Annotated in this window: 12 protein-coding genes; 11 read left to right on the top strand and 1 reads right to left on the bottom strand. The window is 71.6% G+C overall.

Annotation, left to right across the window (positions count from 1 at the left end):
- The first annotated feature begins 5 nt into the window (after positions 1-5).
- The 6 genes from ACSC1Q_RS13080 (at position 6) to ACSC1Q_RS13055 (ending at position 6734) form a co-directional block, all read left to right on the top strand.
- Complete coding sequence (locus tag ACSC1Q_RS13080) at positions 6-869, top strand: RimK family alpha-L-glutamate ligase (protein WP_436758949.1); 864 nt, start codon at positions 6-8, stop codon at positions 867-869.
- On the top strand, positions 866-1891 hold the full coding sequence (argC, locus tag ACSC1Q_RS13075) for an N-acetyl-gamma-glutamyl-phosphate reductase (protein ID WP_436758948.1): 1026 nt from the start codon (positions 866-868) through the stop codon (positions 1889-1891). The genes ACSC1Q_RS13080 and argC overlap by 4 nt, the downstream gene beginning before the upstream one ends.
- A 187-nt stretch (positions 1892-2078) precedes the next feature.
- Positions 2079-2987, top strand: coding sequence for a transketolase (locus tag ACSC1Q_RS13070; RefSeq protein ID WP_436758947.1), 909 nt, complete (start codon positions 2079-2081; stop codon positions 2985-2987).
- Positions 2984-3946 carry a transketolase family protein gene (locus tag ACSC1Q_RS13065; RefSeq protein WP_436758946.1) on the top strand — a complete coding sequence of 321 codons (963 nt, stop codon included), beginning with the start codon at positions 2984-2986 and terminating at the stop codon, positions 3944-3946. Before ACSC1Q_RS13070 ends, ACSC1Q_RS13065 begins: the two co-directional genes overlap by 4 nt.
- Entirely contained in the window at positions 3943-5580 is a 1638-nt protein-coding gene (locus ACSC1Q_RS13060) for an AMP-binding protein (RefSeq protein WP_436758945.1), read from the top strand. The genes ACSC1Q_RS13065 and ACSC1Q_RS13060 overlap by 4 nt, the downstream gene beginning before the upstream one ends.
- Positions 5581-5588: 8 nt before the next feature.
- On the top strand, positions 5589-6734 hold the full coding sequence (locus tag ACSC1Q_RS13055; protein ID WP_436758944.1) for an acyl-CoA dehydrogenase family protein: 1146 nt from the start codon (positions 5589-5591) through the stop codon (positions 6732-6734).
- A 317-nt stretch (positions 6735-7051) separates the two neighbouring features.
- On the opposite strand, the gene ACSC1Q_RS13050 is transcribed toward ACSC1Q_RS13055, so the two are convergent.
- Complete coding sequence (locus ACSC1Q_RS13050) at positions 7052-7630, bottom strand: CGNR zinc finger domain-containing protein (protein ID WP_436758943.1); 579 nt, start codon at positions 7628-7630, stop codon at positions 7052-7054.
- 243 nt (positions 7631-7873) lie between these two features.
- Between ACSC1Q_RS13050 and ACSC1Q_RS13045 the strand changes: the two genes are divergently transcribed.
- The 5 genes from ACSC1Q_RS13045 to ACSC1Q_RS13025 all read left to right on the top strand — a co-directional run bounded on the left by ACSC1Q_RS13045 (position 7874) and on the right by ACSC1Q_RS13025 (position 14636).
- Positions 7874-9454 carry an aldehyde dehydrogenase family protein gene (locus tag ACSC1Q_RS13045; RefSeq protein WP_436758942.1) on the top strand — a complete coding sequence of 527 codons (1581 nt, stop codon included), beginning with the start codon at positions 7874-7876 and terminating at the stop codon, positions 9452-9454.
- A 5-nt stretch (positions 9455-9459) separates the two neighbouring features.
- Positions 9460-10017: a type II toxin-antitoxin system RatA family toxin gene (locus tag ACSC1Q_RS13040; protein ID WP_436758941.1), complete on the top strand. Its 558-nt coding sequence runs from the start codon at positions 9460-9462 to the stop codon at positions 10015-10017.
- On the top strand, positions 10004-11026 hold the full coding sequence (locus ACSC1Q_RS13035; protein ID WP_436758940.1) for a ketoacyl-ACP synthase III family protein: 1023 nt from the start codon (positions 10004-10006) through the stop codon (positions 11024-11026). Before ACSC1Q_RS13040 ends, ACSC1Q_RS13035 begins: the two co-directional genes overlap by 14 nt.
- Positions 11027-11091: 65 nt before the next feature.
- A complete protein-coding gene (locus ACSC1Q_RS13030) occupies positions 11092-12261 on the top strand; it encodes a 3-deoxy-7-phosphoheptulonate synthase (protein WP_436758939.1) in 1170 nt (389 codons plus the stop codon).
- Between the two features lie 38 nt (positions 12262-12299).
- Positions 12300-14636, top strand: coding sequence for a non-ribosomal peptide synthetase (locus tag ACSC1Q_RS13025; RefSeq protein WP_436758938.1), 2337 nt, complete (start codon positions 12300-12302; stop codon positions 14634-14636).
- The last annotated feature ends 251 nt before the right edge of the window (positions 14637-14887 follow it).

Below are 14887 nucleotides of genomic sequence, written 5' to 3'. Positions count from 1 at the left end.
GTGCCATGAATTCCGTAGCATCTCACCTCGCCGTCCTCGCCTCACGGGTGCGGTTCGAGGAGAAGAGCATCATGGGCGCCCTCGAACGACGCGGCGCCGGATTCGAGCACCTGGACCCCAGGTCGCTGTTCGTCGCGGACGGCTCGGCCTGGACCGGCCCCACCCTCGTACTCAATCGCGAGGTCGGGCACTTCCGCGCCCTCTACGCGGCGAGCGCCCTGGAGTCGGCGGGGGTGACGGTGCTCAACAGCGCCGCCGCCACGCACGTCAGCGGCGACAAGTGGCACACGTCGGCGGCCCTGCTGGACCGCGGGCTGCCGACGCCCAGGACCGCGCTGGCGATGACGACCGAAGCGGCGCTGGACGCGCTGGACGACATCGGCTACCCGGCCGTGATCAAACCGCTGGTCGGCTCATGGGGCCGGCTGGTGACCAGGGTCGCGGACCGCGCCGTGGCGACGGCCGTACTCGAACACGTCGCCGCCCTCCCCTCCCCGCAGTCGCACGTGATCTACCTGCAGGAGCAGGTGCCCAAGGCCGACCGGGACCTCCGCGTGCTCGTCGTGGGCGGCGAGGCGCTCGGCGCGACCTACCGCCGGGGCGAGGAGTGGCGCACCAACGTGGCGCGGGGCGCCGTGAGCGAGTACTGCCCGCTCGGCCCCGTCCACGCCAAGCTCGCGGTCGCCGCCGCCGAGGCGGTCGGCACCGACATCGCGGGCGTCGACCTCATCGAGGACGTGGACGGGCACCTGACCGTGCTTGAGGTCAACGACCGGGTGGAGTTCAGGGGCTTCCAGGAGGCCCACGGTTCCAGGGTCGACGTGGCGGACGCCATCGCGGCCCATCTCATCGCGAGAGGAGAGACATGACACGCGCCGCGGTCGTCGGGGCCGCCGGCTACATCGGCGGCGAGCTCCTGCGCATCCTGACCACCCACCCCGAGGTCGAGCTGGCCGCCGCCACCTCGCGGCGCCTGCAAGGCCGCCAGATCGACGGGGCCCACCCGAACCTGAGGGGGAGGACCCGGCTGGCCTTCTGCGCGGAGGACCAGCTCGACCACTACGACGTGCTGTTCCTGGCGACACCGCACCGGGAGACGATGCGCCGGATGCCGGAGTTCCTCGACAGGGCCGGCACGATCATCGACCTGTCCGGAGACTTCCGGCTGCGGTCCGCCGACACCTACGAGGACTACTACGGGGTCCGGCACGAGGCCACCGACCTTCTCGGCACCTTCGTGCCCGGCGTGCCGGAGTTCCACCGGGAACGCCTGCGCACGGCCGACCGGATCAGCGTGCCCGGCTGCATGGCGAACGCCGGGATCCTGGGGCTCACCCCGCTGGCCGAGGCCGGGCTGATCAGGGACGAGATAACGGTCGACGCCAGGACCGGTTCCAGCGGCGCCGGGGCGACCGCGGGCTCGGAGAACCTGCACGCAGAACGCAGTGGCGCGCTCAGGGTCTTCGCCCCGACACGGCACCGGCACGAGGCGGAGATCTCCCAGACGACCGGGCTCCCCGTCCGCATGACGGCGACGGGGGTGGAGGCCGTACGAGGGGTGCAGCTGCTGTGCAGGGCACGCCTCGCCGACGGCGCCGACGAGCGGGACATCCGCTCGGTCTACCGGGAGCGGTACGCCGACGAGCCGTTCGTCCGCGTGGTCGCCCAGCGGCGCGGCCTGCACCGGTTCCCGGACGCGAAGATCCTGTCCGGTTCCAACTTCTGCGACGTCGGCTTCGCCCTGGACCCCGAGTCGGACGGCGTGACGGTGATCGCGGCCCTGGACAACCTGGTCAAGGGCGGTTCCGGGAACGCGGTGCAGTGCATGAACATCCGGCTCGGCCTGCCCGAGTCCCTCGGGCTCGACTTCACCGGCCTGCACCCGAACTGACCGGGGCCTCGACTTCATCGTAAGCCCGCCCCCGAACCGACCGGGGCCTCGACTCCACCGTAGGCCCGCACCCGAACCGACCGAGGTCTCGACTCCACCGGCCCGCACCCGAACCGACCGAGACGAGGCCCGCATCCGTAGCCGACCAAGGCTCTTGCCCGAAATGACCGAGGCGAAAGGAGCAGACATGAGCAGCACCTCCATCCTGCCGGGTGCGACCCCGGCGGGTGAGACGGCCGATCCGGCCGCGGTGACCGGCCGGATCAGGGAACACATCGTGAACATGTGCGCGAGTCCCGAGGGCGGGCACCTGGGGGGCTCCATGTCCCTCGTCGAGGTCCTCGCCACCCTGTACTTCCAGATCATGCGCGTCGACCCCCGGAACCCGGGCGCGCCCGACCGCGACATGCTGCTGCTGAGCAAGGGACACGCGGGCATCGCCCTCTACGCGACCCTCTGCGAGGCCGGTTTCTTCCCCGAGGAGCGGCTCGCCGACTACGCGCTGCCGGGCAGCTCCTTCATGGCCCACCCCCACGCCGAGATTCCCGGCGTGGAGATGCCGTCCGGCTCTCTCGGCCACGGCCTGGCGCTGGGCGTCGGAGTGGCGCTCGCGGCCAGGCTCGGCCGCTCCGAGCGCCGCTGCTTCGTGGTCATGGGCGACGGCGAGCTCCAGGAGGGCTCGGTCTGGGAGGCCGCGAGCGTCGCCGCGAACCACGGGCTGGACAACCTGACCGCCGTGATCGACCGCAACCGCCTCCAGATCACCGGCGAGACGGAGTCCGTCGGCGACCTGGAACCGCTGGCCGACCGCTGGCGGGCCTTCGGCTGGCGGGTCCACGAGGTGGACGGCCACGACGTCGCCGAGCTGACCTCGGCGTTCACCACGCCGCCGGAGCCGGGGCGGCCCACCCTGATCATCGCCCACACCGTCAAGGGCAAGGGAATCCCCTTCATCGAGGGCCAGGCGCGCAGCCACTACGCCAAGCTGGGCGACCGGCAGCACCGCCGCGCGCTCTCCGCCCTGCGCGCCACCTCGGAGGACCGGCCCGCCACCCCGGAAAGCCCGCGCGCCAACCCGGAAGGAGAGCGGCGATGACCGCCACCACAGCGAAGACGCGCTCGTCCCGTGAGGTCTACCGGGACGTGCTCGTGGAACTCATGCCGGACGACGAGCGGCTGGTCTGCCTGGACAGCGACACCGGCCTGTTCAGCGGGGTCGACTTCGGCGAGGCGAGCGACAGGTACGTCAACCTGGGCATCGCCGAGCACACCCTCATGGGTGCCGCGGCCGGGCTCGCCAAGGAGGGGCGCGTTCCCGTCGTGAACACGATGGCGGCGTTCGCCTCGACCCGGGCCCTGGAGGCCGTCAAGGTCGACATCGCGCTCAACAACCTGCCCGTCCGCATCGCCGCGACCCACTCCGGGGTGTCGGGCGGCCATCTCGGCCCCACCCACCACTCGCTGGAGGACCTGGCCGTGATGCGGAACCTGCCGAACATGACCGTCGTGGTCCCGGCCGACGCGGCCACCACCGACGAGCTGTTCCGCCAGGCCCTCACCCTGCCGGGCCCCGTCTACTTCAGGCTCGGCCGCAACGCCACCCCCGACCTTCCCGACGGCCCGCCCGTACGGCTCGGGAAGGCGCGCACCCTGCGGGAGGGCGGCGACGTCACGCTCGCCGCCTGCGGCCCGTACCCGGTGCTCGCCGCCCTCGACGCCGCCGACCTGCTGGAGCGCGACGGCATCGCGGCGTCCGTGATCCACGTGCACACGGTCAAGCCGCTGGACACGGACACGCTCGCCGCCGCGGCGGGCACGACCGGCGTCGTGGTCACGGTGGAGGAGCACTGGCGCGCCGGGGGCTTCGGGGCCGCCGTCGCCGAGAGCCTCTCCGAGCTCCTGCCGGTCAGGGTGCACCGGGTGGCGATGCCCGACGCGTTCGTACCGGTCTCCGGCGGCCAGAGATATCTCCTGGAGCGGGGTGGCGTCACCCCGCAGGCCGTCGCCGCGCGGGCCAGGACGGCCCTCGGCAGGCCGAGGAGGGACCCCCGATGAAGGACCTGACGAAGGACGACTTCCGCGCCGCCGGCTGGTGGCGCGACGAGACCGTCCTCGACGACCTCCGCCGCTCCGCCGCCAGCCACCCGGACAAGCCCGCGCTGGTCTGCTACCGCGACGGCGTCCCCGAGACGGTGACCTACAGCGAGCTCGCCCACCGCGTCGACCGCCTCGCGGCGAGCCTGGCGCGGCTGGGCGTGGGCCGCGGCGACGTGGTGACCCTGCAGCTGCCCAACTCGTGGCAGCTCGTCGCGTCGATCCTCGCGTGCGCGCGGATCGGCGCCGTGGCGGGCCCGGTCGTGCCGATCATGCGCAGGCGCGAGGTCGAGTTCATGACCCGGCTCACCGCCAGTCCCGTCTACATCGCCGCGGCCGGGTTCCGCGGCTTCTCGTACGCGGAGATGAGCGCCGAGGTCGCCCGCGCCGTCCCCGGCCTGCGCCACCGGGTGCTCCTCGGCGACGACGGTAGTGAGGGGATGGACGGGGCGCTCGACTTCGACCGTGACCTGCTCGGCCCCGAGCCCTCCCCCGAGGAGGTCGAGGCCCTCGACGCCCTTGAGGCCGGACCCGACGACCCCGCCCAGATCGTGTTCACCTCCGGCACGACCGGTGAGCCGAAGGGCGTCGTGCACAGCCACAACACCCTGTACGCGATGAACAGGGCGCAGGCCGACGTGCTTCACCTGACCATCAGGGAAGTGACGGCGATGGGCTCCCCCACGACCCACCAGGCCGGATACACCTGGAACTTCGTCATGCCGCTCATCCTCGGCGCGACGGCCGTGCAGGTGGACGCGTGGGACCCGGCCGTGATGCTGCGGATCCTGGAGGAGCACGAGGTCACGTTCTTCATGGGCGCGCCCACGTTCCTCTCCGACCTCATCGAGGCGCAGCGCGACTCGCCGAGGGACCTGTCCTCGCTGGTGACGTTCGCCACCGGCAGCGCGCCGATCGCGCCGCTCCTCGTGGAGGACGCGCGGGAGGTCCTCGGCTGCCGGCTGTACGCCCTGTGGGGCATGAGCGAGAACGGCTGCGTGACGATCACCCGTCCCGAGGACCCGGCGATGCGCGCTGCCGAGAGCGACGGAACCCCCGTACCGGGGATGGAGGTCAGGATCGTCGGCCGCGAGGGCGAGCCGGTGGCCGCCGGGCAGCCCGGCCTGCTCCAGGTCCGCGGCGCCGCCCAGTGTCTCGGCTACTTCCGCCGCCCCGAGGTGTACGCGGAGTCGACGACCGAGGACGGCTGGTTCGACACCGGCGACCTGGCCCGCGAGGACGGCTTCGGCGGCATCCGGATCACCGGCCGGGTCAAGGACGTCATCATGCGGGGCGCCGAGAACATCCCCGTCGTGGAGGTGGAGGCGGCCCTGCTGCGGCACCGCTCCATCAAGGACGTGGCGGTCGTCGGCTACCCGGACCCGCGACTGGGCGAGCGCGCCTGCGCGATCCTCGTCGCGGCGGACCCGTCGGCGGACCCGCCGCTCACCCTCGACGACATGCGCGGCCACCTCGCCGGCCTCGGCATGGCCAAGCAGTACTGGCCGGAACGGCTGGAGGTCGTGCCGTCGCTGCCGAGAACCCCCTCCGGAAAGATCCAGAAATTCGCCTTGCGCGACCGGCTCCGGGCTTAGGACAGGTCATGGACTTCGAATTCACCAGTGAACAGCAGGCGCTCGCCAAGAGGGTGCGGGAGTTCGCGGCCGACAGGGTGGCCCCGTACCGCCACGAGAGCGACGTGCGGCGCGGTTACCGTGCCGGGCTCCTCGCCGAGATGGGCGAGGAGGGATTGTTCTCGCTGCGGGTCCCCGAGGAGTACGGGGGACGCGGGCTCGACGCGGTGAGCGCGGGCGTCGCCCTGGAGGAGCTGGCGTCGGCGGACCTGTCGGTCTGCTACCCCGTGCTCAACGCCGCCCTCATCGGCGGTGTCCTGGCCGCGAACGGCACGCCGGGACAGCTGGCGGGCTGGCTGCCGCCGATCGCCACCGGCGAGTCGATCGTCGCGCTCTGCCTCACCGAGCCCGGCCACGGCACCGACGCCGCGAGCATCGAGATGCGCGCCGAGCCCGACGGCGACGGATGGGTGCTGAACGGCGAGAAGACCTCCATCATGATCGCCGCCTACGCCACGCACGGCCTCGTCTTCGCGCGTACGGGAGAGCCGGGGGCGCACGGCATCACCGCCTTCTACGTCCGGCTCGACGAGGAGAAGGTGACCCGCGAGGTCCTCTCCGACCTCGGCTGCCGGTCCGGAGGGCGGGGCAAACTCGTCTTCGACGACGTCCGCGTCGGCCCCCGGGACGTGGTCGGGGAGCCGGGACTCGGCTTCGCCGCGGTCATGCGCGGGTTCGGCGTCTCGCGGGCGCTCATCTCGCTGATGGCGCTCGGGGTCGGCAAGGCCGCCCTCGACGAGGCCGTCGCCCACGCGGGCGCCAGGGAGGCGTTCGGCGGGCCCATCGGCAGGTTCCAGGGAGTCGCCTTCCCCCTGGTCGAACACGCGACCATGCTCCACGCGGCACGGCTGGTGTCGTACGAGGCGCTGTGGCGCGCCGACAACGGCATGGACCCGAGGATCCCCTCCAACATGGCCAAGTGGTGGGCGCCGAAGGCGGCGATGGAGGCCGTTCACCAGTCGCTGCTGACCATGGGCCACCTCGGCTGGTCGGAGGACGGGCCGGTCGCGCAGCGGCTCAGGGACGTCATCGGGCTCCAGCTCGCGGACGGCACCGCGGCGGCCACCAAGCTCGTCGTCGCGAGGAAGCTCCTCGGCCGGGAGAACGCACCGTGATCGCCGGCGACGTGAGCCACGGTCCTCGGTGAGCTCCGCGGCCCTCGGTGAGCGACCCTCGGTGACGCGGTTCTCAGTGACAGGATCCTGAGCGACGCGGTCCTCGATGACGCGGTTCTCAGTGACAGGATCCTGAGCGACGCGGTCCTCGATGACGCGGTTCTCGGCGACATGACGAGGCGACCGGTGACGTGAGCCGGGGGAGACGGTCACCGTCTCCCCCGGCTCGCTTCGTCTTCCCGGACTCACCTGATCGGCCCGGTCGTCCGCCCTTCCCGGCTCAGCCGGCCTCTCCGGCTCACCCGGTCGCGCCGGTCTCACCCGACCGCGCTGTGGGCCCGTTTCGCCTGGCGGTAGGCGCGCATCTTGGCCCGCGTCCCGCACACCGACATCGAACACCACCTGCTGCCCCGGTTTCGCGACCGGTCGTAGAAGATCCACTCACATCGGTGCTCGCCGCACGCCTTGAGGCGCTGCCAGGAACCGTCGATGACGGCGCCGGCGACGGACGCCAGCACCTCGGCCAGGGCCCCGCGCACGTCGGTCAGCGCGGGCCGGAGGCCGAGACTCCCGGTCTCCGCGCCGAACCCCACGACGAGCGGGCAGGCGCGCGCGACGTGCTCGACCGTACGGCGGGCCTGCGGGTCGATGGGCCCGCCGTTGTTCTCCCGCAGGAGCGCGCGGAGCGCCTCCCTCAGGATCACGGCGTCGCGGCGATCCAGCTCGTCCGGTTTCACCCGCGGGCCACCGAGGCCGTTGCGTTCCAGCCAGGTGGCGAGGCCCTGCGCGGTGGCGAAATAGTCAGGGCCGAACTCCACATTGACGCTGTTGACGAATGCCTGCACCAGCGCGAGCGGATCCGGCGCCACGGCTCTGTCTCCCGGTTGTCGCTTCACTTTGACAATGTTACTACCGAAGCGAGTTTGCCGGTAGTGCACATCGGTGATCCAGCGACGCCCCACAGGGCCTCCACCGCAACAGAACCCTGCTTCGTAAGCCACGCTTCGTGTTCGCATCCCGAGAAGGAGGTCTTATCGCACCCCCGTTGCTCCGACCTTGTTACCGTCTTAGCGTAATTGCTGGTAACAGAAAAAACCGGCAGAGAAATCCGGAGCACGAGGAGCACGAAGGGAAGCGACGTGACCACCAGGGTCTATCCCGCCTATATCGGCGGCAGGGACATCACCGGCGACAGCGGGAAGTACGTCCACACGGTCACCACGCGTGCCGTCCTGGAGGACACCTTCCCCAGCCTGAGGCTCAAGCGCGACCTTGACCTGGGCGTCGTCGACATCGAAACGGCCGGGGACGTCGTCGCGGGAGCGTGTGCCGTCGCCGACGAGGAGATGGTGCAGCTCGCCCTCAAATCGGCGGCCCGGGCCGCCCCCGAATGGGCCCGCTTCCCGCTCGCCACCCGGATGGAGATCGGGTACCGCATCGCGGAACGCCTCGCCGAGCACCGCGACGAGCTGGTCGAGATCCTCGTCGCCGAAGGACAGCCCCGCTCCCTCGCCGAGGGCATGGTCGACGGGATCCCCCTCACCGGCTGGAGCCGGGAGACCCTCGAATGGTGCGCCGCGCAGATGCGCTTCGACCGGTACGACGGCGAGCGCGAGATGATCCTGCGGCGCGTCCCCGACGGGGTCGTCTGCGTCAACCCGCCGCAGAACGCCGCGGTCGCCAACGCCCTGTTCGGCATCACCGCCCTCCTCGCCGGCAACGCCGTGGTGGTGCGGGCGCCGCGCGGGATCCCGCTCGCGGTCATGTACACGATGCGGGAGATCGTGGCGCCGGTGCTCGAAGAGGCGGGCGCGCCCCCCGGCACGCTCAACGCGCTCTGCGGGCCCCCGATGCTCGACGCCTGGCTGGCCAGCGAGCACGTCGACGACATCGTCTACATCGGCGGCAGCGAGAAGGGGCTGGCACTGGAGCGCGACTGCGTCGCGGCCGGGAAGAAGCCCATCCTGGAACTCGCGGGCAACGACTGCTTCGTGGTCTGGCGCGACGCGGACCTGGACGTCGCGGTGGAGAGCCTCACGCAGTTCTTCACGCAGTCGGGCCAGATCTGCAACGTGCCCAACCAGGTGATCGCCCACCCCGCGATCGCCGACGAGCTCGTCGAGCGGCTGACCGTGGCCGTGCAGAAGATCCAGCCCGGGTACCCCGAGGAGCGCGGCGTCGTGCTCACCCCGGTCCTGATGGTCGACGCGTTCCACGCCTGCGTCGCCCAGGCGCTCGGGCGGGGCGCGACGCTCGTCCACGGCGGCCGCCGCCTGGAGGTGGACGGCTCCCCGTCGGAGACCGGCTTCTTCGTGGAGCCGACGATCCTGCGGGTCGACGGGCTCCGCGACTCCAGGTCGCTGTGGGTGGTACGCGACGAGACGTTCTTCCCCCTCCTGCCGGTCATCGTCCCCGAGGCGGGCGGCACGGACGACGACCTGCTGGAGAGGTTCATCGCGTTCGTGAACGGCAACGCGTACGGCCTGCGCAACTCCTTCTGGGCCACCGACCCCTCGGTGATCGACCGGTTCGCCGAGGGGGCCACCGGCGGCGGCCAGCTCAAGATCAACGACTCGCACGCCGGCTTCCTGCCGTTCCTTCCCACCCACGGCGGGACCGGCCTGACCGGCGGCGCCTTCGGGGAGGCGAACTACCTCATGCTGCGCGCCTCACACCTGCAGGGCGTCAGCATCGTCCGCCCGGCGACCGATACGGAGTGAACGACATGACATCTCGTACTTTCAAGGCCACCGTGTGGTGCTCGGCCGAGGACCTGATCGAGCAGCTCGGCGACGACCGGGCGTTCCCGGCGTGCGCCCCGGACATCCTCTCCGTCGAGGACATCGGCGGCGGGCTCCGCCAGTGGGTCCTCGCCTTCCGCGACGGCACGGCCGAGTGGGTCCAGCACAGCCGCGACCTGGTCGGCGCGCAGCCGTACCGGATCGAGTTCGAGCAGGTCACCGGCGACTTCCACGACTTCAGGGGCTCCTGGACGACCGAGGACCTCGCCGAGGGCTGCGAGGTCACCTACCAGGTGGACTACTCCACGAGCGTCCCGCACCTGGCGGGCGCGATCGACACGGCCGTCGGACGGGTGCTGCTCCGCAGCGTCCGGCGGATCCTCGACGGGATCTGCGGGCCGATCCACGTCACCGCGGGCGGCGAGTACCTGTGGGACGTCCCCGAGGCCTCCGGCTTCTCCGGCACCTCAGACACTTCCGGCACCTCGGACACCTCCGGCACCTCCGGCACGGAAAGGACATTCAGCCATGCGATTCGATGACATCTGGATCTCCGGCACGGGCGGCACGCTCGGCGACCTGGTGCCGATAGGCCGGGCCGTCGAGGACGGCTCGTACTCGGCCGAGGTCGCGGAGAGCACCGGGATGGTCTCCGTCTCCCAGTCCACGGAGGCTCCCCCCGAGATGGCCGTGACCGCGGGACGGCAGGCGATCAAGGAGGCCGCCGCCCTCGGCACGGAGGTCGGCCCCGACACGCTCTACCTGCACAGCCACAGCCACTTCCAGGGCATCGACATGTGGCCCGCGGCCTGCTGGATCGGCGGGGAACTGCTGGGCACACACCTGGCCGGGATGCCGATGACCGTCTCGGCGGCGTCGAACGGCTCCCTCGCCTGCCTGGAGATCGCGGCGGGCATGCTGTCGGGACGCCCCGAGCTCCCCTCCGCCCTCATCACGGTCGCGGACCGGTTCGCCCCTCCCACCGACCGCTGGTACCTCTCCCCCGGCATGGTCTTCGGTGACGGTGCCGCGTCGGCGGTGGTCACCCGCGGCGACGGCCGGCTGCGGCTGCTGTCCTGCGCCTCGGAGACCGACACGGCCCTCGAAGGCCTCTCGCGCGGCGACGAGCCGTTCCGTACCGCTCCCGAGCCGCAGCCCGACATGAGGCGCAGGACCCGGGAGTTCCTGACCCGCGGCGAGCTGTCGCTGCGCGACGTCCGCGCCAGGTCGGCGGCCGGGACCGCCGGCGTCGTCTCCCGGGCGCTGTCCGACGCCGGCCTGTCCATGGACGAGATCGACTGGCTCGTCACGCCGTTCGTCGGCCGGGTCCTGTTCAAGGAGAGCTTCGTGCGTCCGTTGGACGCCATTCCCGGCGACACCCTGGCCGAGCTCGGGCTGACGATCGGCCATCTCGGCCCCGCCGACCAGCTCTACGGCCTGGACCACCTGTTGAAGGAGGACCTCCTGGAGCCGGGAGCCCGGGTGCTCCTCATCGGCACCGGCATGGGATTCACGTTCTCCGCGGCCGTTCTCGAGGCGCGCGGCGCCTGACCACTCCACAGGACTCCACAGGACTTCGCAGGACTTCGCAGGACCGCACAGGAAGGAACCCCGTCATGACCGTCACCCAGACTCCCGACGTGTCCCCCACTCCCTCTCTCGACTCCCGGGTCACCCCGGTCGAGCCGCTCCTCGCCCCCGCCGCGCTGCGGGAGGAGATCCCGATGTCGCCCGCCGCCGCGGAGACCGTGCTCAACGGCCGGTACGAGGTCGCCCAGGTGCTGAACGGCGAGAACGACCGGCTCGTCGTGGTCGCCGGCCCGTGCTCCATCCACGACCCCGGCGCCGCCCTGGCCTACGCCGAGCGGCTGTCCGACCTCGCGCGGCGGGTGTCCGACTCGCTCGTGGTCGTCATGCGGGTCTACCTGGAGAAGCCGCGGACCCGCCTCGGCTGGAAGGGGCTCATCAGCGATCCCCACCTCGACGGCTCGAACGACCTCAACAGCGGGCTGCGCCTGGCGAGAAGCCTGATGGTGGACATCCTGGAGACCGGCCTGCCGATCGGCTGCGAGTTCCTCGACCCGCTGACCCCCCGCTACTTCTCCGACGCCGTGTCCTGGGGATCGATCGGTGCCCGCACCGTCCAGAGCCAGGTGCACCGGCAGCTCACCAGCGGGCTCAGCATGCCCGTCGGCATCAAGAACGCGACGAGCGGCCACGTGGAGGACGCGGTCGACGCCATCGTCGCGGCCTCCGAGGGGCACGTGTTCCCGGGCATCGACGACGAGGGCGTCGCCTCGATCGTCGCCACCAGCGGGAACCCCGAGTGTCACGTCGTCCTGCGCGGCGGCAGCGAGGCCCCGAACTACGGGCCCTCCGACGTGGCGGACGCCCTCGAACTGCTGGGCAGCGCGGAACTGCCGCGGCGCCTCTTCATCGACGCCAGCCACGGCAACAGCGGCAAGGACCACGAGCGGCAGCCCCACGTCGCCGCGGACATCGCGCAGCGGATCGCCGGCGGGGAGACCGGCATCGCCGGGATCATGCTGGAGAGCTTCCTGGCCGCCGGCCGGCAGGACCTGGTCCTGGGAAGGACGGAGCGCCTCGCGTACGGGCAGAGCGTGACCGACGCCTGCGTGGACTGGGAGCAGACCACCCGGATGATCGAGGAGCTCGCCGAGGCCGTCGAGACCGGGCGCTCCCTCCGGCGGGCCGGTGCCGAGGACACTCCCCTGCTGGCCGAGGCCCCTCTCCCCGCCGTCGCCACACTGCCGGCCCTCGCCTGAGCCCCCTGTCCCACGCCATAACGAGAGGAACGATTCCCATGGAAACGACCAACTCGTCGCTTCCCCTCGCCCGTCCCGCCGGTGACGACCGGACCGGAGCGCCGCACCGGCACTCCATCCCCGTACCCGAGAAGGCCGTTCCGCGGCGGGAGACGTTCGCGGTGGCGGCCCTGGCCGGCCTGCTCCACCGCTACACCGGGGAGACCGGCCTGCTGATCGGACGGCGGGCGGGGCAGGGGGCCGCTGAGAACATCCGGCTCCGGGTGTCGGGGGACACGACCGCCGCGGACCTGCTGGCCGGGATCGCCGCCACGCGGGCGGAGCCGTCCACCGGCGAGGCCTGTCACGCCGTCGTCTCCACGAACGGCGGTGAGCCCGGTCCGCGTGCCGCGCTGACCGTGTTCACCGGGGACGAGGGCGACTTCGAGCTCGTGATGTCCCGGGCGGAGTTCGACGCGGACGCCGCCGCGCAGTACGCGCTGCACCTGGGGCGGGTCCTCGACGCCCTGGCGGCCGACCCGGCCGTCGCGCTGCGGGACGTCCCCCTGCTCACCGAGGAGGAGTCGCGGCGCATCCTGGTCGGCTGGAACCAGACCGACGAGCCCGTACCCGACCTCTTCTTCCACGAGGTCGTCGCCGACATCGCGCGCCGGACGCCCGACGTGGTCGCGGTGGCCTGGCCCGGCGGCCGGCTGACCTTCCGCGAGCTCGACGACCAGGCCAACCAGCTCGCCCACCGGCTCGCCGCGACAGGGGTACGCCCCCGCGACCGGGTCGGGGTCTGCTTCCCGCGCGGCGCGGAGAGCCTGATCGCGCAGCTCGCCTGCTTCAAGACGGCGGCGGCGGCGATCCTGCTCGACCCCGAGTTCCCCGACGACCGCGTCCGCTTCATGATCGAGGACGCCTCGGCCGTGGTGGTGCTCACCATGAAGGCCCACGAGCCCAAGGTGTCCGGGATCTGCCCGGTGCTCTCGCTCGACGACGCGGACTGGCGTGCCGAGCCCGCCACCCCGGTCAGCGAGCGGGTGGAGGCCGGGGACCTCATCCACATCTGCTACACCTCCGGCTCCACCGGGGTGCCCAAGGCCGTCATGGTGCCGCACGGCGCGGCCCGCAACCTCATCTACAGCATGCGGGTGATCTGCGGCATCACCGAGAAGTCCCGCGGGACGTGGCTGGCGGCGCCCGGCTACGGCATGGTGGAGGTCGAGTGCTTCTCGGTCCTCGCCGCGGGCACCACGGTCCACATCCCCGAGCCGTCGGTCGTGACGTCGCCCGAGTGGCTGCGCGACTGGCTCGTCTCCGAGCGGATCACCCACACCCTGCTCATGAAGGCCATGGCCGAACGGCTGTGGACGCTCCACTGGCCCGCCGAGACCGAGCTGGTCAACATCAGGATCTGCGGCGAGCGCGTGCAGTCGTGGCCCTCCGCCGACCTGCCCTTCCACGTGTTCAACCTGTACGGCTCCGCGGAGGCGACGGTGGTGGCCACGTGCGACATCACCCAGCTCGGCGAGGACCTCGGCGAGGAGGGACGCGCCCACCGCCTGCCGCCGATCGGACGGCCCACGCCCAACGTCAAGGCGTACGTGCTCGGCGAGAACCTCGAAGTCCTGCCGCCGGGAGTCGTCGGCGAGATCTTCGTGGCCGGTGAGAGCCTGTCCGAGGGATACCTGGGCCGGCCCGAGGCCACCGCGGAGAAGTGGCTCGCCAACCCGATGGACCCGGTCCGCCACCCGGTGCTGTACCGGACGGGTGACGTGGCCCGCTACTGGACCGACGGGAGCATCGAGATCGTCGGCCGTACCGACAACCAGATCAAGGTCCGTGGCAACCGGGTGCACCTCGGCGAGATCGAGGCCGTCCTGGCCGACCAGCCGGGCGTCGGCCAGGCGGCGGTCCTGGCCAAGAAGGACGGCCAGGGAGACGTCCAGCTGGTGGCCTACATCGAGCCGGGTTCCGGCCCCGTCCCCGAGGTGCGGGACGTCCGGGCGGCGCTGCGGCAGACGCTTCCCTCGTTCATGGTGCCCGCGGCGTACGTCATCGGCGGTCTCCCGACGACGACGAACGGCAAGATCGACCGGACCGCGCTCCCCGAGCCGCCCCGGTCCCGCCCCGAGGTCGGCAGCCCCTACCAGGAGCCGCGCGACGACATCGAGCGGTCCCTCCAGCGGATCTGGGCGAAGACGCTGGAACTCGAAGGCATCGGCATCCTCGACAACTTCTTCGAGCTGGGCGGGGACTCCCTGCGCGCCGCCCGCCTGACCGAGCGGATCCGCGAGGTCTTCGACGTGGACGTCGACATCGACGACCTGTTCGACGACGCCAGCATCGAGCGGATGGCCCACACCGTCGGGGAGGCGAGGAAGAGCTGATCGCCCGTTCCGCGGATCGCCCGTCCCCATTCGCGCGTCTCCCGGGAACGCCCCCGACAAACGAACCGAACCCAGCGAACGGACCGAACCCAGTAAACGGACCGAACCCAGCGAACGGATCGAAGCCAGCGAACGGACCGGCCCCGGTGAACACCGGGGCCGGTCCTTCGTGCCGGGACCTTTTCGCGCCGCGACCTTTCATCCCATGGCCTTCACATCACCCTTCGCGAAAGTCACGTCCCTTCGCACCG

Source organism: Streptosporangium heterodermiicola, from assembly GCF_051390675.1.
In the GTDB taxonomy this organism is placed as follows: Bacteria; Actinomycetota; Actinomycetes; order Streptosporangiales; family Streptosporangiaceae; genus Streptosporangium.
Note: the sequence above shows the minus strand (reverse complement) of the source record. Positions and strands in the feature narration are given on the sequence as shown.

What these genes read in the sequence shown, in the direction of transcription:
- ACSC1Q_RS13070 (WP_436758947.1), top strand. Translation starts at nt 2,079, where the DNA reads ATGAGCAGCACCTCCATCCTGCCGGGTGCGACCCCGGCGGGTGAGACG.
- ACSC1Q_RS13040 (WP_436758941.1), top strand. Translation starts at nt 9,460, where the DNA reads ATGACATCTCGTACTTTCAAGGCCACCGTGTGGTGCTCGGCCGAGGAC.
- ACSC1Q_RS13025 (WP_436758938.1), top strand. Translation starts at nt 12,300, where the DNA reads ATGGAAACGACCAACTCGTCGCTTCCCCTCGCCCGTCCCGCCGGTGAC.
- ACSC1Q_RS13055 (WP_436758944.1), top strand. Translation starts at nt 5,589, where the DNA reads ATGGACTTCGAATTCACCAGTGAACAGCAGGCGCTCGCCAAGAGGGTG.
- argC (WP_436758948.1), top strand. Translation starts at nt 866, where the DNA reads ATGACACGCGCCGCGGTCGTCGGGGCCGCCGGCTACATCGGCGGCGAG.
- ACSC1Q_RS13065 (WP_436758946.1), top strand. Translation starts at nt 2,984, where the DNA reads ATGACCGCCACCACAGCGAAGACGCGCTCGTCCCGTGAGGTCTACCGG.
- ACSC1Q_RS13035 (WP_436758940.1), top strand. Translation starts at nt 10,004, where the DNA reads ATGCGATTCGATGACATCTGGATCTCCGGCACGGGCGGCACGCTCGGC.
- ACSC1Q_RS13060 (WP_436758945.1), top strand. Translation starts at nt 3,943, where the DNA reads ATGAAGGACCTGACGAAGGACGACTTCCGCGCCGCCGGCTGGTGGCGC.
- ACSC1Q_RS13080 (WP_436758949.1), top strand. Translation starts at nt 6, where the DNA reads ATGAATTCCGTAGCATCTCACCTCGCCGTCCTCGCCTCACGGGTGCGG.
- ACSC1Q_RS13030 (WP_436758939.1), top strand. Translation starts at nt 11,092, where the DNA reads ATGACCGTCACCCAGACTCCCGACGTGTCCCCCACTCCCTCTCTCGAC.